Source organism: Staphylococcus cohnii species complex 1663 (genome assembly GCF_041008415.1).
Classification (GTDB): domain Bacteria; phylum Bacillota; class Bacilli; order Staphylococcales; family Staphylococcaceae; genus Staphylococcus; species Staphylococcus ureilyticus.
On the sequence record NZ_JBFDVL010000003.1, the window covers coordinates 136,082 to 156,975 of the forward strand.

Sequence of the window (20,894 nt, forward strand, 5' to 3'; positions counted from 1 at the left end):
TTATGTAAAAAAGCTAGAATGCTCAACCTACATGATTCGTGTAAGGTTGGTACATTCTAGCTCTGTCTGAATCTCGTTATTATTTAATTAATTACAGTAAATAACGCGTTTATGCCTATGCTTCTATAACATCTTTTAATTCTTCAATATATGAAATTGCACTTTGTGCTGCAATACTGCCATCGCCTGTTGCAGTTACGATTTGACGTAGACCTTTTGCACGTACGTCACCAGCAGCATATACGCCTGGTATTTTCGTACTCATATCTTCATTAGTAACAATATAACCTACTTCATTTGTAATGCCTAAATTTTCAAATGGTGCTGTTAGTGGTTTCATACCAATGTATACGAAAACACCATCAGCATCTAATGTTTGTTCAGCACCATCTTTAGTAGATTCTAAAGTAACTGAACCAACTTTGCCGTCTTTTTCATTGATTGTTTTTAGAGTATGGCTCCAAATAAAATCGATTTTATCGTTTTTAAATGCACGATCTTGTAAGATTTTTTGCGCACGTAGTTCATCTCTACGGTGTACGATTGTTACACTATCAGCAAATTTTGTAAGGAATGTACCTTCCTCAACTGCTGAATCTCCACCACCGATGACAAATAATTTTTTGTTTTTGAAGAATGCACCATCACATACTGCACAATAACTTACACCGCGACCGCCTAATTCTTGTTCACCTGGCACACCAATTTTTTTATATTCAGCACCAGTAGATATAATCACAGCTCGTGCAGTAATTTCACTGTTTCCAAGATTTATAACTTTGTATTGACCTTTATCTTCTATTGATTTGATATCACCATATTGATATTTTGCACCAAATTTTTTAGCATGTTCAAACATTTTAGTTGATAAATCTGGTCCTGTTATCATTTCAAAACCTGGGAAATTTTCAACTTCTTCTGTATTTGCCATTTGTCCACCTGGCATACCACGTTCAATCATTACAGTACTTAAGTTTGCACGCGATGCATATACGGCAGCAGTCATACCAGCTGGTCCTGCGCCTACAATTGCAACATCAAAATCCACTTGTTCAGCCATTTAAATTGCCTCCTGTTTATTAATTCATTATACGCATTATATACGATTTCTTGCATTTCATAAAATTATATGCTTACCAAATAATCTATCGTTTTATTCAAACGATAAGCTGTTATATCAAACCATTCCAATACTTGTTGCTTCGTAATCTTAGCATCCATACTACGATAATACATATAAACAAAAGCTGCCACATAATCATCTACATATGTTAAATCTGCTTGTTCTGCTATAATTGCCTCTGCTTTATCAATCCATACAATAAATAATTCTGCGTTATTTTTCAAATATTCAATATTATACAACATTAACATGCCTCTATGAATGAAATCTAACTTATTTAACTGTAAACCTTGTATAAGATAAGTTAAATATAGTTTTTCATAATCATTCATATCTTCTAAGACAGCCCATATATCTTGTGTGAGTAGTACTTCACGACCCTTTAATTGATTTAACAAGAAAATCCCGTATAACCTATGATGACTATCATCACTTAATAATAGTGGTAACACTTGCTCGTTAAAGTACGACTTGCTTTGTTCAATGACCCAAGGTGCATAACCTACATCTACCTTAGATATTTCTTGTAACTTGGACCAAAAAAATTTGCTATCTTCAATATGATTGAGATGATAATGATTATGGCTCAACGCATTATACATTTGTATAGAAAGAAATTTCCCTTTTCTATAAAGAGGTTGTAATAATTTTTGGGAAGCTTCATATTGTTTTAAATAACATAGGACAATACCTAATTTGAATGATTCATCATCATTCATAGGTACAACTTTACTTAAAATATTTAAATACCGTTGATACTTTTCTTGTTCATTAGTGTTATACAATAATAATGTGTAATGGCAAAGCGCATGTACATCAGTATTGTCCTCATTAAGCAAACGTTCAAACATTACTTTAGCAGTATCATATTCATTGAGATAAAGGTAACACATAGCTAATAAATTTCTAACCACTCGATGATCTTGAATCGCTTCATTTTGATTCAAAATAAAATTTCTTGCTTCAGGTAGTCTACCTTGTGAGAATAAATATTGAAAAATGAGTTGAACAGCAAATAATTGACATTCAATCTCTATCTTTTCTTCTGAGTTATAAGTAACTTCAAACATTTCTTCTAACTCTTCTTGGTAATCATCATCTTCTGCTAAAATGACGTAATTCATTCCAAATAAAAAAGCTTTATTTGCTTCATTTAGCGTAATATTCAGTTGACTGAGTTGATAGTAACTATCCATGACTGATTCTTGCTTTGCAATCATTTCATAAAAAATATGTTCTGCTCTATTGTTATAACCAAGATGTGCGAGACACTCTGATAATTTTACTTTAATTTCAAAAACATCAAATTCCTGGGGTGACATTTCAAGCACTTTTTCATAGTATTCTGCTGCCTTTTTATAATCTTGTTGTTGATATTTTTGGTCCGCTAATTTCCTATAAAAAGGACTGTCAAGCTTCATTGAAATAATTTTATTGTTGTTTTGCGCCATCCATGTTCACCTCCTGTATTTAGTCATTGTTTCAGTTGCATTGGATTTCCGTACGCCAATGTGTGATTTGGGATATCTCTAGATACTACAGTACCAGCACCAACTTTCACATAATCCCCAATTTTTACACCAGGCAAAATGGTTACATTAGCTCCGATTAACGTATGATTTCCAATATCAACATGCCCTGTACGAAATTCATCTACTAAAAATTCATGCGTCAAAATAGTTGTATTATAACCTATGACACAGTTTTCACCAATCGTGATATATTCAGGATGCAATAAATCAGGTACGACTTTAAATGCAAATGCACTATGTCTACCTATATTCATATTTAATAAATTGCGATACATCCAATGCTTTAATTTCACATTAGGTAAGTAGCGACAAACTTCAACAACTACTGTTTGTTTAAACATTTTGACGCGGCTTATATAACGATACATATGCCACAACGGATTTTCACCGTCAACTTTTAACTTTTTTAAGTCACGCATTATATTCTATCACTTCACCTTTTGCTTTGACCATGTTAAAGGGCCAACATCTTTATATCGTGGTGCATTATATTTCACTCTTCTAACTATCATAAGGACAATTCCAGCAACTATAAGCACGACAGACATCAGTTGAGCAACACGTATATCTCCAGTGAGCATTAAACTATCTGTGCGCAAACCTTCTACAAAGAATCTACCTATAGAATACCAGATAAGATATAGTGCGAAAGTATCACCTATACGTAAGTGTTTTCTTAATGAGATTAATATAACAAATCCTAGAATATCCCATATAGATTCGTATAAAAACGTCGGTTGGTAGTATTGGCCATCAATATACATATTATTAATAATAAAGTCCGGTATATGGATATTTTCTAAAAATGATTTAGACACAGGTCCACCATGAGCTTCATGATTCATAAAGTTACCCCATCGACCAATACCTTGTCCTAAAATCAAACTTGGCGCAATCACATCACCAATTTGAAATGGATTGATATTTTTTTGTTTACACACGAAAATACCTGTGATAAAACCACCAATTAGACCACCGTGGATAGCGATACCACCATACCAAATCAATGGTATTTCTATTGGATGTTGTGCATAGTATGGCCATTGAAAAATAACAAAATAGATTCTGGCTGCGATAAAACCAAAAATCGCACTCCAAAAGATGATATCAATCAATATATCTTTATCAAAACCTATGCGTTTAACACTTTCTTGAGCGATAAAATATCCTAATAGTATACCTGCGGCGATGATAATGCCATACCAATGAACCGAAATAGGACCAAGCTCAAATGCGATTGGATCAATATAATTCAATAACATCATTGATTCTCCTTATTGTTGCTACCGTTACGCATAATTTCAGCATTTAAGCGTTCATTGAATTCTTCTGCAGTGTTAATGCCCATAATATTAAGTCTGTAGTTCATCGCTGCAACTTCAATAATCACTGCTACGTTACGACCTGGTCTAACCGGTATTGTCTTTTTAGTAATCTCAGTATCTAAGATGCGCAATGTTTCCTCATTCAAGCCAACACGGTCATACAATTTATCTTTATGCCAATTTTCCAAATGAATATTTAAACGTAAACGCTTTTCAGTCAAAATGGAACCTGCACCAAACAGTGTCATGACATTAATAATACCTAACCCTCTAATTTCTAATAAATGCTCTATTAATTTAGGTGGCCTACCAATCAATTCATCTTTACTTATTTCTCTAATTTCTACGTTGTCATCCGCGACAAGTCTGTGACCACGCTTGATTAATTCAAGTGCTGTTTCACTTTTACCAATACCTGAGTCTCCTGTTATAAGCACACCGACACCATACACATCTACCAACACACCGTGCAATGAAGTTGTTCTTGCCAGCTCATGTTCTAAGAAAGTCGTTAAACGACTCATTAATTGCGTTGTTGCAACTGTTGATGTGATAAGCGGTGTATCAAACTCTTTAGCTGATGCTACAAGCTCTTCTGGCGGTTCTAAATCTCTTGTCACAATAATTGCTGGTGTTTCTGGCCGGCATAATTTTTTCATGCGTCCTTTGCGCTCTTCATCAGGTAGTAGGTTGTAAAATGACAACTCTGTTGTGCCTAACAATTGAATGCGGTCGGATGCATAGTGAGAAAAATATCCAGCCATTTCTAATCCTGGTCTTGATATATCTGTGTTTTTTATTTGTTTATTTAAGCCTGACTCTCCAGCTATAAGCTCAAGGTTAAAGCGTTCAATTAAACTCTTTGTTGTTAACATAGGTTCACCTCTATTAATATTTCTCCTGAAATTACATATGTCATTATCATATCAAAAAGGACTGATAATCTATATAAAAAAGTACAGAAGTCCAAAATAAATCCTATCGTAAACATCATACCTTATATTATTTATGAATGAAATTACTGTTACTGATTTAAACATTTAATTTATTTTAAATCATTTTAAATTATTGCGTTGACCACCCAACATGTCTAAATAAATTAAAATATTAGGTATCAAAAAATACTCCATACATTCTGACATATGATGATGTCTACTTGTATGGAGTAACTAATATTTTATATGTTATTACATAGTTTATTCAATATAACGTTATGCTTGAACAGTATCTCTTTCTAAAACTGGTTTTAAATATTGACCAGTATAGCTGCCCTTCACTTTTGCGATATCTTCTGGTGTGCCTGTTGCAACAATTGTGCCACCACCATCACCGCCTTCTGGACCTAAATCAATAATGTGATCAGCCATTTTTATAACGTCTAAATTGTGCTCGATGATAACAACTGTGTCACCATTATCAACCAATTTATTTAGTACTTTTAATAATCGACTAATATCATCAACATGTAAACCAGTGGTTGGTTCATCTAGAATATAGATAGAACGACCTGTAGAGCGTTTATGCAATTCTGAAGCAAGTTTAACACGTTGTGCTTCACCACCAGATAATGTCGTAGCCGGTTGTCCTAAAGTAACATAACCTAAACCAACATCAACTAATGTTTTCAATTTACGATGTATTTTAGGCACATTTTCAAAAAAGTTTGTTGCTTCTTCGGCAGTCATAGCCAAGACATCTGCAATGTTTTGACCTTTGTATGTTACTTCAAGCGTTTCACGATTGTATCTAGTACCACCACAAACTTCACAAGGCACATAAACATCTGGTAAAAAGTGCATTTCTATTTTAATGATACCGTCACCTTTACATGCTTCACAACGACCACCTTTAACATTAAAACTAAAGCGACCTTTAGAATAACCTCTCACTTTTGCTTCATTCGTTTGTGCAAAAATATCTCGTATATTATCAAAAACACCAGTATAGGTTGCTGGATTAGAACGTGGGGTTCTACCAATCGGTGATTGATCAATATCAATAATACGATCAAGTTGGTCTATACCGTTAATTTCATCATAATCTCCTGGTTTGACTTTAGATTTATTAATCTTCTTAGCTAATGACTTATACAATACTTCATTGACTAATGTACTTTTACCAGAACCAGACACACCTGTAACAACATTCATCGTTGAAAGCGGAAAATCTACACTAACATCTTTCAAATTATTACTACGTGCGCCTTTGACACTAATCTTTCTATCCGTAACTTCACGACGTGATTCTGGCACCTCAATTTTTTTCTTACCACTCAAATATTGACCTGTTAATGAATTTGTATTTGCCATAACTTGTTTAGGCGTACCACTAGCAACAATTTCACCACCGTGTTCACCAGCACCTGGTCCTACGTCTACTAAGTAATCTGCAGCACGCATCGTATCATCATCATGTTCAACAACGATTAAAGTGTTACCTAGATCGCGCATTTCTTTTAATGTGCTAATTAACCGATCATTATCACGTTGATGCAAGCCTATAGAAGGTTCATCTAAAACATATAATACACCAGAAAGCCTAGAACCAATCTGAGTTGCCAAACGTATGCGTTGCGCCTCACCACCTGATAAAGAGCCAGATGCACGATTTAAGGTTAAGTACTCTAAACCTACGTTATATAAAAATTCTAATCTCGAATTAATCTCTTTTAGAATTTGATTGGCAATTTTTCTGTCTTGTTCTGACAATGTGATATGTTCATAGTTATATAATGCATCTTTAATTGAACGTTCTACCACTTCACCAATGTTTTTCCCATCCACATATACTGATAAGGCTTCACGGCTTAATCGTTTACCGTGGCAAGTTTCACAAGTGAGTTCTGTCATGTATTTGCTCATCATTTCTCTTACAAGTTCTGAAGGAGAATCATGATAACGTCTATTGATATTATTAATCACACCTTCAAACGCCATTGTACGTTTTCTCGTTTGGCCATTTCGTTGCTTGAATGTAAATTCAATTTCTTTATCTTTGGAACCATAAAGAATAATATCCTTTTGACGTTCAGTTAATTTTTTGAATGGTTTGTCCATATTTATTTTATAGACTTCACAAACACGATTTAATAATGTTGGATAAAAGTCTGAACTTGATGATTCCCAGGCAACGATTGCACCTTCATTCAATGATTTTTCTTTATCAGGAACGACTAAGTCTAAATCGACCATCAGTTTTTGTCCTAAACCATCACAAGTTGGACAAGCACCGAATGGGCTGTTAAAGCTAAACATTCGTGGTTCTAATTCTCCGATTGAGAATCCGCAAATGGGACAAGCATGATTTTCGGAAAATTTTAACTCATCGCCACCAATAATATCTACGATTAAGTTACCTTCAGCTAATTGCAACGCCGTTTCTATAGAATCTGCTAGACGTGTTTCAATACCTTCTTTGATTACAAGGCGATCTATGACAACTTCTATCGTATGATTCTTATTTTTATCTAAATTCGGCACTTCATTAACATCAGTAATTTCGCCATCAACACGCACACGTACATATCCCTTTTTACTAATATCATCAATTAATTTTTCGTGCGCACCTTTTCTATGAGTTACTACAGGCGCCAGTAATTGAATCTTACTACGCTCTTCAAGTTGTAAAACTTGATCGACCATTTGTTGCACAGTTTGAGATTCAATTTCGATACCATGATTTGGGCAAAATGGCTTCCCAACACGCGCATATAACAGACGAATATAATCATAAATTTCAGTAACTGTTGCAACTGTAGATCTTGGGTTTTTACTCGTTGTTTTTTGGTCTATTGAAATCGCAGGAGATAAACCTTCAATCGTATCGACATCTGGCTTGTCCATTTGTCCTAAAAACTGTCTTGCATAAGCACTTAATGACTCTACATATCTACGTTGACCTTCTGCATAAATCGTATCAAAAGCCAATGAAGATTTGCCTGATCCAGATAAACCTGTCATAACTATAAGTTTATTTTTAGGTATTTCAATATCAACATCTTTTAAATTATGGGCACGTGCCCCTTTAACTACAATGGATGGTTGTTTCATTTTCGTCACCCTTCTGCTTTTAATTCAAACAACATATCTCTGAGTTCAGTTGCTTTTTCAAAGTCTAAGTCTTTAGCTGCTTGCTTCATTTCTTTTTCTATATTATCAATCGTTTTCTCACGCTCTTTTTTCGTCATTTTCTTAGGTACTTCCGTACGTTTTGCTTCGTTTGTTTCATCTGTTTCAACAGTAGCACTGATTACATCATGAATTTTTTTATTAATAGTAGTTGGTGTAATATTATACTTTTCGTTATATGCTTGTTGAATCGATCTACGACGCTCTGTTTCATCAAGTGCATAGCGCATTGAATCCGTAATTTTATCACCATACATAATCACTTCACCACCACTATTACGGGCTGCACGACCTACTGTTTGGACAAGTGATCTCTGAGAGCGTAAGAAGCCTTCTTTATCTGCATCTAAAATAACAACTAGTGATACTTCTGGTATATCAATACCCTCTCTTAATAAGTTAATACCAACAATCACATCGTAGGTACCCACACGTAAATCTCGAATAATTTCAATTCGCTCTAAAGTTTTAATTTCTGAATGTAAATAATTCACTTTAATGCCTGCTTCTTTCATATACGTGGTTAAGTCTTCACTCATCTTTTTAGTCAATGTCGTTACTAAAACACGTTCATTTCGTTCAATACGCGTTTGTATTTCGCCAAGCAGATCATCAATTTGATTTTCTGTAGGTCTCACTTCAATTTTAGGATCTAATAATCCTGTTGGACGAATGATTTGCTCCACCATTTCATCTGTATGTTCTAATTCATAAGGTCCTGGTGTAGCAGATACATATACGAGTTGTTTCGTTTTTTCTTCAAATTCTTCAAATTTTAACGGTCTATTGTCTAAAGCACTTGGTAGCCTAAATCCATGATCCACAAGTACTTGTTTACGCGCACGGTCACCATTATACATACCTCTAATTTGTGGTAATGTCACATGTGACTCATCAATCATCACAAGCCAGTCATCTCCAAAATAATCAAGCAATGTATAAGGCGTGGAACCCATGGGTCTAAGTGTCAAATGTACAGAATAATTTTCAATACCTGAACAAAATCCCATCTCTCTCATCATTTCCAAATCATAATTCGTTCTTTGTTCTAAGCGCTGAGCTTCAAGCAATTTATTCTCAGAACGCAATTCTGATAATCGTTCTTCAAGTTCATTTTCAATACGTTGGATGGCAGATTTCATTTTTTCTTCTCGTGTAACGAAGTGAGAAGCTGGGAAAATAGCAAAATGATCGCGCTCTCTCAACACTTCTCCAGTTAAGTAATTAACCTCACGTATTCTATCTATTTCATCTCCGAAAAATTCAACGCGAATACACATTTCTTCACGAGAGGCAGGAAATATTTCTACAACATCTCCTCTAACTCGGAACGTACCACGTCTGAAATCTATATCATTTCTTGTGTATTGCACATCTACTAATTTTTTAAGTAACTCGCTTCTGTCCATTTCCATACCTACACGAACACTAACCACTAAGTCCCGATATTCTTCTGGATTACCTAAACCATAGATACAGCTCACACTAGCTATGATAATAACGTCATCTCTTTCAAATAGTGCACTTGTCGCAGAGTGACGCAATTGGTCAATTTCATCATTAATTGACGCATCTTTTTCAATAAATGTGTCAGTTGATGGTACATACGCCTCTGGTTGATAATAATCGTAGTAACTGACAAAATACTCGACTCTATTTTCAGGAAAGAATTCTTTAAATTCACTATATAATTGTCCTGCTAACGTTTTGTTATGGGCGATGATTAAAGTCGGTTTACCAACTTGTTGAATCACATTACTCATTGTAAATGTCTTACCTGTACCCGTAGCTCCAAGTAAAGTCTGATGTCTCTTACCCGCATTCACACCATCTACAATTTGTCGAATCGCTTCTGGTTGATCACCTTTAGGATCAAAATTCGATTGTAATTTAAATGGGTAGTGTTCCATAATGACACATGCCTCCTATTATATTTCTATCCGTTCGAACATAGTTTAAATATCTCATTTAATACGCGACTTACTATAGTGGCTGTAACTATATTTTACTTAAGTATACTATTAACAGTTTACATTTTAACAGATTTATTACCTTTAATACAAACATTTGTTCGCAAAAATGATATTTCACTAAATAAAAACAAACACAGTATAATACCATGTTTGTTTGCGTTCATAAATTTTTATTCAGATAAAATGAAGTTAAATAATTATATATCTTTCATCATGCTATTACAATTAAGTTGCTTAACGCTTAATACTTAATCATCTTCTTTTTTATGGAGTTCTAGTTGGTCAATAATTAAGTAACCTGCTAATAACGAAGCAACGTCTATAAAAATAATCCATTCATCATGAAAAAATCCTTTTTCAATTGAAGTACCTATTAAAATCAAAGTTAAAATCGTACCTACCCACTTACTTCTAGTCAGTACGCTAAACAATACGACAAGTATGCATGGAAAAAAAGATGCAAGTATATACCAGATCATTCATGTCACCCGTTCCTATTATTTAAAATAGACATCGTTGTTTCTCGTAATTCCGATTTCGGTATAAATCTCTCTGTAAGCATTTCAGGAATAATATTTTCTATAAAATCTTGTACTGAATTCAAATGATCAAATTGCATGATTGTTTCTAATGACATTTCGTATATTTCAAAAAATAGTGGTTCAGGATTACGTTTTTGAATTTCACCAAATGTTTCATATAACAAATCAATTTTATCAGCAACTGATAAGATTTGACCTTCTAACGAATCGTCTTTTCCTTCTTGCAGTCGCTCTCGGTATATGGATTGATATTGCTCTGGTATTTCTTCGTTTATAAAATGATCTACCATTTCTTCTTCTACTTGTGAGAATAATTTTTTTAATTCTCCACTCGCATATTTGACTGGCGTTTTAATATCCCCTGTAAAAATTTCGGCGAAATCATGGTTTAAGGCTTTTTCGTATAAGCTTTTCCAATCTACTTTATTGCCGTGATATTCTTCTACTGTACCTAAATACTGAGCAATTTTAGTCACTTTAAAAGAATGTGCAGCAACATTATGCTCAAAATATTTAAATTTCCCAGGCAATCGTATTAATTTTTCTAAGTCTGATAAACGTTTAAAATATTGATGTACTCCCATGATAGCGCCTCCTCATTTATTTAATGATTGATTATACTTGATTTTATAATATCATTCCATATGTAAAATGTCTTTTTAATGCCGTTAAATATCATCAAATCGTTCTAATTTTAAAATATAACTTACTTTTTTGTCTTTCAAGTTTTACTCATTTTACAAGATTCAAAAATAATAAGACTGTAATAAATTTTAGTGAAAATCATATTGAGTGTAAAAAATACTGATTCTGACACGTTTAGCCTGCACGCAGGGCCTCTAAAATAATAAGCCCGAGACATGTTTATGTCCCGGGCTATACATTAAGAATATTGTTACAATTTCAGATGAAACTGCTAGATATAAGTTTTTATTTTTTAATGAATATAATTATATTGTCCTGAATTGTAAATCGTTCTATAGGATTTTTGTCCCAAGCCTTGCATGTTCATCTCTGAAACTAAAATGGAGCCATCACTGTTTTGACGTTCTACAATCCCTACATGACCATAATTTCCAGCGCTACTCTGTAAAATAGCACCTACTTCAGGTGTAGCATTAACCACATAACCATTTTGACGCGCAGCCGATGCCCAGTTATTAGCATTGCCCCATAAATTGCCTATAGATTTACCAAGTTGTTGACGTCTATCAAAAGCATAGTATGTACACTGCCCCCAAGCATAATAATTCTGCCCACCGGCTACATAGTGTTTTGATTGATAGCTATTATTGTGAAGGTTGTGACCATTTGAAGTGGTATTGCGCGCATCAACACTGTTATTTGACCAAGATTGCTGCTTTACTGGTATATAATCGTTCGCTAATCTTGTGAAAGCATTACTGTTTTCAGTTGTTACCCCTGTTGTGAATGGATCATTATTCGAGTCACTTTGTACGTATGCACTCTGTAGTTGGTTGTCTAAATGTGACGATCCTTTTTCAGAAACTGCAATGAGTTGCCCAGGATAAATTGTTTCAGTAATGAATGGATTTAATTGATAAAGTTCATTTAAACTGAGGTGATGTTTATTCGCAATACTTTGAAGTGTATCGCCTTCTTTAACTTCTACAATATCTTCGTCAGGTAATACAAGCGTTTGCCCAACCTTAACCGACTGCACAAATTCCATATGATTCAATGATTGTATCGTATGAGTCGTTGTTGCGAATGCATGCGCTATATTTGATAAATCCGTATCTTCTTTCACTGTATGTACTTGATCAGCTGACGCTAGACCATTCATTCCAAAAAACAGTGCTGCAGAAGTTACAGAAAAAGTTAAGCCTTTCTTCATGATGTATTTCAATCCTTTGCTGTCTAATTTTATTCAATATTTAATCAATCATAATATAGCATATTCTCTGAATACTTTTACCCTTGTTATCGTTTTGTAATGCAAAAGATATTTTTGAATGAATCCCCTTTTAACGCTTTAATCATAGCTTTCTTATCTTTATCACAATAGTTTTAATCACCTTTGAATATCTGTTAACTTTAACTGTAATATTTAAGTTTGTATTTTACATATAAGTAGTAGTTTATCTAAAAATTACTGAAATAAATTAAGCAGTCGTTTCGTATGAACGTGTCAGTCTTGCCTACTTTATACTACTATAAAAAATATGAGTAAGTTAGAAAACAATAAGTGATACATTGGTTTCTAGCTCACTCATAAAGTTATGAATAATAATTGTTCTATTTAAGTATTAATCTTTTTCTGAATGATTCAGATTCATTTGCTTGCGTAGATAAGCTTCGATAAACGGTCCTAAATCACCATCCATGACTGCATCGACTTTACCGGTTTCTTCGTTTGTTCTATGATCTTTAACCATTGCATATGGATGGAATACATAAGATCTAATTTGACTTCCCCAACCGATTTCTTTTTGTTCTCCACGGATTTCGGCCATTTCTTGTTCTTGTTCCTCAATTTTTAATTGATATAGTTTAGACTTCAATGTTTTCATTGCAGCCTCTCTGTTTTTGATCTGTGAACGTTCATTCTGGTTATTTACCACAATACCTGTTGGATGATGGGTAATTCTAATAGCAGATTCAGTTTTATTGATATGTTGACCACCTGCGCCCGAAGCTCTAAATGTATCAACAGTAATATCATCAGGATTGATTTCTACTTCTATTTCAGTGTTATTAAATTGTGGTATGACATCACATGAAGCAAAAGATGTATGTCGACGACCAGATGAATCAAACGGTGATATGCGTACGAGTCGATGTACACCTTTCTCAGCTTTTAAAAAACCATATGCATTATGACCTTTCACAATCATTGTTACACTTTTTACGCCCGCTTCATCTCCAGGTAAATAGTCTGCGATTTCAACTTTAAAGCCTTTTTGCTCACAGTAGCGTTGATACATTCTCAACAACATATTTGTCCAATCTTGTGATTCAGTACCACCTGCACCAGGATGCAATTCAATAATTGCATCATTCGCGTCATAAGGCCCATCTAACAATAATTGTAGTTCAAATTGGTTTAATTCGTTTTGAAAATGAGTGACGCTCGCTTCTAAATCGTCTTTCATCGACGTATCGTCTTCTTCTAACAACAATTCTCGTGTCGTTTCCATATCTTCTATATTTGCTTCTAAATCTCTGTACGCATTGACAACAGATTTTAAAGCATTATTTTTATCTATTACGTCTTGCGCTTTATCTTGATTATCCCAAAATGAAGGATCCGCCATCATTTCTTCGTATTCTTGTATGTTTGTCTCTTTTTCTTCTAAGTCAAAGAGACCCCCTAAGTTGTTCTAACTTTTCTTTATAAGCATCTAAATTACGCTTAATTTCAGATAATTCCATTATGCATCTCTCCTAAATTTTTCGAATGAAGTATAATTACTAAATTAATTACTAGACTATCATAAATATGATACAAAATATAAACTGTTAATTTCAACTTAAGCACCAAATCGCTGCTAGCTTATGTTAAAAAAAACATCTTTCACAGTTAAACGCTACAATTTAACTGTAAAAGATGCCTGACATATAAAAATAATTCAAATAGTGAAATCCTGTCTCACATGTGTATCATATTAGATAAACTTAAGCGCCATGACAGTTTTTATACTTTTTACCACTACCGCAAGGACATGGGTCATTTCTACCTATATGTTCATCTTTAACATAAGGCTCTGCTTTCGCTTTTTCTTTTCCATCTTCTGCTGATACATGCTCAGCTTTACCAAAATCAGTTGTCTTATCACGTTCTACGTCATCTTCAACGGAAATCACTGATTTTAGAATATATTTACTTACGTCTTCTTCAATGTTTTGCATCATAGTATCAAATAATTGGTGACCTTCATTTTGATAGTCACGTAGTGGATTTTGTTGTCCATACGAACGTAAGTGAATACCTTGACGCAATTGATCCATTGTATCGATATGGTCTGTCCAATGTGTGTCAATAGAGCGAAGTAAAATCATACGTTCAAATTCATCAAACTGACTACCAATTTTTTCTTTTTGCTCTTTTAATGCTATTTCTATTTTTGACCATACAACCTCAAAAATATCATCATTATCTTTTCCATTAATATCTTCAACTTTTAATTCGCCTTCATTCAAGAAGACGTCTTCTACATAGTTGATGAATGGTTCATAGTCTGGGTCGTCATCTTCTTCATTTACATAATATTGAATACTTCTTTCTAATGTAGAGCGTAGCATTGCGTTAATTAATTCGCTACTTTCATCGCTGTCAATAATATCATTACGTTCACTATAGATAATTTCACGTTGTTTACGCAGTACATCATCATACTCAAGGACACGTTTACGAGCGTCAAAGTTATTACCTTCAACACGTTTTTGAGCTGATTCAACAGCACGAGAAACCATTTTAGATTCAATTGGTGTTGAATCATCCATACCCAATCGATTCATCATATTTTGTAAACGTTCCGAACCAAAGCGCACCATTAACTCATCTTGTAACGATAAATAGAAACGGCTATCACCTTTGTCACCTTGACGACCTGAACGACCACGTAATTGGTCATCTATACGACGTGATTCATGGCGCTCTGTACCAATTACTGCTAAACCGCCAATTTCTTCAACACCATCACCTAATTTGATGTCCGTACCACGGCCAGCCATGTTGGTAGCTATTGTCACCGCACCGCGTTGGCCAGCACTTGCGATAATGTCCGCTTCACGTTCGTGATTTTTCGCATTTAAGACATCATGACGTACGCCATGTTTTTTCAATAAGTTAGAAATATATTCACTTGTTTCAACGGCAACAGTCCCTAATAAGACTGGTTGACCTTGTTTGTGCTTTTGAATGACATCTTCTACAACTGCATCAAATTTACCTTTTTGACTGATATAAATTAAATCTGGCTTATCAATACGTTGTACTGGTCTGTTCGTAGGAATTTGTGTAACTGTCATATTGTAAATATTTCTAAATTCTTCTTCTTCTGTTTTTGCAGTACCTGTCATCCCAGATAATTTATTATACATTCTGAAGTAGTTTTGGAATGTAATTGAAGCCATTGTTTTGGATTCGTTTTGAATTTTCACACCTTCTTTAGCTTCAATCGCTTGGTGCAATCCTTCTGAAAAACGACGTCCAGGCATTGTACGTCCTGTAAATTGGTCAACAATCAATACTTCGCCGTTGTTCACCATATAATCTACGTCTCTTTGTAACGTAACATGCGCACGTAACGCTGTATTAATATGACTGATGATATCAACATTTTTCACGTCGTAAAGGTTATCAATTTTAAACATACGCTCTGCTTTATCAATACCTTGTTCTGTTAATTGCACAGCTTTTGTCTTTTCATCATAATTATAATCATCTTCGTTTTTAAGCATTTTAGCAAAAACATTTGCTTGCGTATAAAGTGACGTTGACTTCTCCGCCTCTCCTGAAATAATAAGCGGCGTACGTGCTTCATCAATTAAGATTGAATCTACTTCATCAATAATCGCAAAATTAAGTGGTCTCATCACGCGTTCTTCTGCATAATTCACCATGTTATCACGTAAGTAGTCAAATCCTAATTCGTTGTTGGTACTATAAGTAATATCACATGCGTAAGCTTCTCTTTTCTCTGCAGTAGTTTTACTATTTAAGTTCAAACCAACACTTAATCCAAGAAATTCATATAATTCTGCCATTTCTTCACTCTGTACACTAGATAAATATTCATTGACTGTAATAACATGTACACCGCGTCCTGTTAACGCATTTAAATAAACTGGCATTGTCGCCGTTAACGTTTTACCTTCACCAGTTCTCATTTCAGAAATGTCGCCACCATGAATGGCTATACCACCCATAACTTGTACTTTATAAGGAATCATGTTGAACACACGTTTTGACCCTTCTCTTACCAATGCAAAGGCTTCTGGTAAAATATCATCTAAAATTTTATTTTGCTTTTTAATATCGTCTTCTGCTTGAACTTGCGCTTGAAAATTTTTTGTCTTTTCTTTAATTTCTTCATCAGTTAATATCGACATATCCTCTTCTAGTGCAAGGACTTTGTCGGCTAATTTACCAAGGCGTTTTATTTCTCTTTTATTGCCATCTGCAATTTTTGATAAAAAACCCATTCTGTTCGCTCCTTTAGCTATATAACTCTTAGTTTACAACAATTTATAATATCATTTATAAGCCTAAATTTACACTTATTACGTTTATCGTGCCATCTATACTATATTTACTTACATGCTTTTGAATACAAATTATAATATTGACTCATTTAAAATATACACAACATACATGTTCACTTTCAAATTATTACATAATAACACAGCAAAAAATGAGCGTCCATGATTTCACTCAATCATGGACGCTACTACTTTTATAAATATGACCCTAATTAAATTATTCAGTTGTTTCAATTAGCCCATATTTGCCATCTTTTCTTTTATAAACTATGCTCGTACCATCTGTTTCACGATCTGTAAAAATGAAGAAATCATGGCCCAATAAATCCATTTGCAATACTGCTTCTTCAGAATCCATAGGTTTTAAACTGAAATTTTTTGAACGAATAATCTCAATTTCACTATCATTGTCATCATTTTGAAGATTTTCTGCTTCTTGTTCTTCAGGTAATGATGCAAAAGCTTCTTGTTCGTCATTTTTTCTATTTTTACGATTTACACGCGTTTTATATTTTCTAACTTGTCTTTCCAATTTGTTATTAATTAAATCAATACCAGCGTATAAATCATCATGACGTTCTTCCGCTCTTAGCGTAACATTTTTCAATGGAATAGTTACTTCTATTTTAGTTGCTGAGTTTTGGTACGTTTTAACTTTAACGTGTGCAGTTGCATTTGGCACATTGTTAAAGTAACGTTCTAATTTACCAATTTTCTCCTCAATATAGTTGCGAATCGCATCAGTAATAGTGAGGTTCTCTCCGTGAATTTCAAATCTGATCATAGTAATCGACTCCTTTAAAACCTCTATATTGGTAATAGTGCTTATTTTTATAATACCACGAATAACCTAGCGTGCAAACGTAAACACATCGAATTTTCTGATTTTTCTATCAAGTAATAGCTGTGCCGCATTATGAACCGTTAAGCCCGTAGTATAAATGTCATCGATCAATAAAATACATTTTCCTTTTAAATCCACACTTTGTTCCATTACAAAAGGATTGGGTCGTTGCATACGTTTTTCTTTACTTAATTCTGATTGTTTAATATGTGAGTGTGTGGCAAGCAGACAATAATACTTAACTTTTTGTATGTCTAATACTAGTTGTACGGGGTTAAATGTTCTTTCTTTATCTCTAAATAAAGGGGACGGTATGGGGATAATGTAATCATATTTGTAATGAGGCAATTTAACTTTTTCTGCTATTATTTCTGCGATTGCAACATCTCTTTGAAATTTATATTGTTGAATCATTTCTTTTACAATACCGTCATATCGGTAATGACAATACAATTTATTCATTAATTTAAACTTCGAAGCTAACTCGGCACAATCCGAACATAATATTTCAGTTTCATTGCGTAACTTCAAACATGTTGCACATCGATTCGTCGTCTTTAATTTCATTACCTCCCAGAGATGATTGCAATCATCGCACAATTTTGAAGCCTTTTTGTAAAACGTAAATGCATTTAAAGGTTTTGAATAATAGATGTGACAATATAAACATGTCGCAGTCAATCTATCCACCCTCTTTTTTGTGCAAGTTGATTCATTTTCCTTATCTGATATTGAGCTTTAATCATAGATAGTGTGATCCCTTCATGCAAACAAAATACACTTCCTGTAGGTGCTTCTGCTTTTCTTCCAACTCTTCCTGATATTTGAATGATGGCACTCGTTTCAAACTGATGACTGTTTATGATTACAACATCGAGTTTTGCCATAGTAAAGCCTCTTTCTAAAATGGTAGTGGTGAAAACAACGGTATGTTCCCCGTTTCTCAAACGTTTCACCTTATCAAAACGAAATACATCATTGCTGTAGACATATGTTAAAGATGGAATTTCAGCTTTATATAACTGATACAGTTGTTTCATTAAAGTAATATTGTTAAAAAAGACTAGCGTATATCGTCGTTGATTGACTTGATGTTGTAAAAATCGTAATAATTTATATTGCTTTTTATTGGGATTGATTCTAAGGAATTTAAATTGAGGCACGGGTAAAGGATGTCTATGAAAACGCGCAGGTAATTGAATGATTTCTAAATTGCTAATTTGTTTCATTAAAGCTTTTGTTGGTGTGGCAGTCATTAATATATGACAGTGCTTTAACTTCGAGGCATGCTGTAATGCTTGTATTAACGTTGGTTCTGTAGGTAAAGGAAAGGCATCTACTTCATCTACAATTATCACATCAAAATGTAGTTTGAAACGATAGAGTTGATGAATTGTGGCGATAACAAAATGGCCATTATATTGTTGCTGTGATGATTGATGCAATACATCTATTTTTTCTTCGTGAAAAGCTGCCTTAATCCTCATGCTGACTTCTAAAACAACATCAACTCGAGGAGATACAATTGCGACATTATAACCGTGGTTCCGCGCAAATTTAATTCCTTCAAATATCATCTCAGTTTTACCTGCACCTGTGACTGCATGTAGCAATAGTGAACGAAAGCCTGCAATCGCTGATACAATTTTGTCAGATGCAAATTGTTGTTGTTCTGATAATTTGAATGGTAATTGATAATGACAAGGTGTCATTACATTCTGACTTTCTATGATATAGATTTCAGTTATATTATCCATTCTACCCATATTGATACAATTTCTACAGTAGACAATCTCCTTATCTAACACTGTTGATAGATATTTGTAAAAATGCGTTTGTCGGCGTGAGTGACATTGAGCACATGTCCAATAGCCATTATATAATACCACACCTTTTGTTGTTTGCTTTATACGTTCATCTGTTAATAAGGATTTATCATTAATCATTCTTCCATAATATTTAATTGTATGTTTCCTCCAAACCAAAAAGCGAGTCAAAAATTAAATTTCACTTTAATTTCAAAGACCCGCCATAAAATAAATAATTTATTTGTTATTCGTACAGTAATTTAAATGCTAAACAACTCATTTGTCATATTATTGTTGGCATCAATGACTGAACGAAGTGTTGGTTTCACTATACATCTCTTGCAAAAATACTACTTTTCTTAAAAATGATAATAAGACTTTTGAATCTATAATTTAGTCTATACGAATAGATCTACCAGTGAAACCTAAGCCCATACCGCCTGGTCCTAAATGAGCTGCGACCACAGGGCCTAAATTTGAACGGTGTACTTTATATTGTGGATAGTTTTTTTGTAATTCATTGTACAGCCAGTCTGTATCCTCTTGAACATCTCCACCTATAACTAATAACGTAACCTCTTCATAATCTTTAACGATATCAATCACTTTATTGATAATTTCTTTAAGCGCACGTTTTTTAGTGCGTATTTTTTCATCTGGCAAAATTAAACCGTCTTCAAACCTTAAGACTGGTTTCATTTTTAACATCGTACCAATCCACGCTTGGGCTCCAGTAATACGACCACTTTTTTGCAAGTTTTTTAAATCGTCTACCATCAATCTCGCACCAGTGACTTCTCGCATTGCTTCAAGCTCTTTAATGATAGCGTGCGGTGTTTCATTTTGTTCAATTAATTCAATTGCTCGTAATACGAAACTCCCCATTGCCATAGCTGAAATTTTCGAATCAAACGTATGAACATTAATACCTTCAACCATTTCACCCGCTTGTGTAGCTGTTTGATAAGTACCACTGATACCTGAAGAAAGGAAAACGCCTATGACATCCGTATAGCCTTCATCACGTAATTGTTCGTATTTAGTTACAAATTCACCGATTGCCGGCTGACTTGTCGTAGGAATTGTTTTAGATGCTTTCATTCTTTCGTAGAATTCATTTGCTGAAATAGATGCATTTTCTTCAAAATTTTCACCGTTATCAAAAGTTACACTTAGTGGGGCAATATTTATATTATATTTATCAATTAATGTTTGAGATAGATAACTCGTTGAATCTGTTAATACAGCAATTTTCATCATAATCCTCCTCAATTATACTCACAACTATGATACATTATTTTATATTAAAAGAAAATTTATTTTTACATTAAACTTGAATTCAGAACCGTGTATAATAATAGATATTGATCGAAACTATGACTGGAGTGTTTA

16 protein-coding genes are annotated in these 20,894 nt (G+C 33.9%); all 16 read right to left on the reverse strand.

Annotated features, from left to right (window positions below):
• Positions 1-115: 115 nt before the first annotated feature.
• Positions 116-1,060, reverse strand: a complete 945-nt coding sequence (gene trxB, locus AB1J10_RS04505) for a thioredoxin-disulfide reductase (protein ID WP_046207438.1) — start codon at positions 1,058-1,060, stop codon at positions 116-118.
• A gap of 65 nt (positions 1,061-1,125) precedes the next feature.
• Positions 1,126-2,574, reverse strand: coding sequence for a tetratricopeptide repeat protein (locus AB1J10_RS04510; RefSeq protein ID WP_046207437.1), 1,449 nt, complete (start codon positions 2,572-2,574; stop codon positions 1,126-1,128).
• 23 nt (positions 2,575-2,597) lie between these two features.
• Positions 2,598-3,074: an acyltransferase gene (locus AB1J10_RS04515; protein WP_046207436.1), complete on the reverse strand. Its 477-nt coding sequence runs from the start codon at positions 3,072-3,074 to the stop codon at positions 2,598-2,600.
• Positions 3,075-3,083: 9 nt separating this feature from the next.
• Positions 3,084-3,920: a prolipoprotein diacylglyceryl transferase gene (gene lgt, locus AB1J10_RS04520; RefSeq protein WP_070039120.1), complete on the reverse strand. Its 837-nt coding sequence runs from the start codon at positions 3,918-3,920 to the stop codon at positions 3,084-3,086.
• Positions 3,917-4,855, reverse strand: a complete 939-nt coding sequence (gene hprK, locus AB1J10_RS04525; protein ID WP_046207434.1) for an HPr(Ser) kinase/phosphatase — start codon at positions 4,853-4,855, stop codon at positions 3,917-3,919. Before hprK ends, lgt begins: the two co-directional genes overlap by 4 nt.
• 336 nt (positions 4,856-5,191) lie before the next feature.
• On the reverse strand, positions 5,192-8,029 hold the full coding sequence (gene uvrA, locus AB1J10_RS04530) for an excinuclease ABC subunit UvrA (protein WP_070039117.1): 2,838 nt from the start codon (positions 8,027-8,029) through the stop codon (positions 5,192-5,194).
• 5 nt (positions 8,030-8,034) lie between these two features.
• Positions 8,035-10,020, reverse strand: a complete 1,986-nt coding sequence (gene uvrB / locus AB1J10_RS04535) for an excinuclease ABC subunit UvrB (protein ID WP_176745312.1) — start codon at positions 10,018-10,020, stop codon at positions 8,035-8,037.
• A 308-nt stretch (positions 10,021-10,328) separates the two neighbouring features.
• Positions 10,329-10,559 (reverse strand): CsbA family protein, encoded by a 231-nt coding sequence (locus AB1J10_RS04540; protein ID WP_019469490.1) that lies wholly within the window; start codon positions 10,557-10,559, stop codon positions 10,329-10,331.
• A gap of 5 nt (positions 10,560-10,564) precedes the next feature.
• Complete coding sequence (locus AB1J10_RS04545) at positions 10,565-11,206, reverse strand: YfbR-like 5'-deoxynucleotidase (protein WP_019469491.1); 642 nt, start codon at positions 11,204-11,206, stop codon at positions 10,565-10,567.
• A 353-nt stretch (positions 11,207-11,559) separates the two neighbouring features.
• A complete protein-coding gene (locus tag AB1J10_RS04550) occupies positions 11,560-12,480 on the reverse strand; it encodes a COG3942 and LysM peptidoglycan-binding domain-containing protein (RefSeq protein ID WP_064209502.1) in 921 nt (306 codons plus the stop codon).
• 412 nt (positions 12,481-12,892) lie between these two features.
• A protein-coding gene (gene prfB, locus AB1J10_RS04555; protein WP_107360125.1) for a peptide chain release factor 2 occupies positions 12,893-14,018 on the reverse strand; the annotation gives its coding sequence in 2 pieces (ribosomal slippage) (positions 12,893-13,945 and positions 13,947-14,018; 1,125 coding nt in all).
• 243 nt (positions 14,019-14,261) lie between these two features.
• Positions 14,262-16,793, reverse strand: coding sequence for a preprotein translocase subunit SecA (secA, locus tag AB1J10_RS04560; RefSeq protein ID WP_046207429.1), 2,532 nt, complete (start codon positions 16,791-16,793; stop codon positions 14,262-14,264).
• A 274-nt stretch (positions 16,794-17,067) separates the two neighbouring features.
• The gene (hpf, locus tag AB1J10_RS04565) at positions 17,068-17,634 is read right to left on the reverse strand and encodes a ribosome hibernation-promoting factor, HPF/YfiA family (RefSeq protein WP_070039115.1); all 567 of its coding nucleotides are present in this window, start codon (positions 17,632-17,634) and stop codon (positions 17,068-17,070) included.
• Positions 17,635-17,700: 66 nt separating this feature from the next.
• Positions 17,701-18,261 carry a ComF family protein gene (locus tag AB1J10_RS04570; protein ID WP_225309934.1) on the reverse strand — a complete coding sequence of 187 codons (561 nt, stop codon included), beginning with the start codon at positions 18,259-18,261 and terminating at the stop codon, positions 17,701-17,703.
• 110 nt (positions 18,262-18,371) lie between these two features.
• Positions 18,372-19,640: a DEAD/DEAH box helicase family protein gene (locus AB1J10_RS04575; protein WP_070039110.1), complete on the reverse strand. Its 1,269-nt coding sequence runs from the start codon at positions 19,638-19,640 to the stop codon at positions 18,372-18,374.
• A 255-nt stretch (positions 19,641-19,895) separates the two neighbouring features.
• Positions 19,896-20,759, reverse strand: a complete 864-nt coding sequence (fakB1, locus tag AB1J10_RS04580) for a fatty acid kinase binding subunit FakB1 (protein WP_046207425.1) — start codon at positions 20,757-20,759, stop codon at positions 19,896-19,898.
• Between the last annotated feature and the right edge of the window lie 135 nt (positions 20,760-20,894).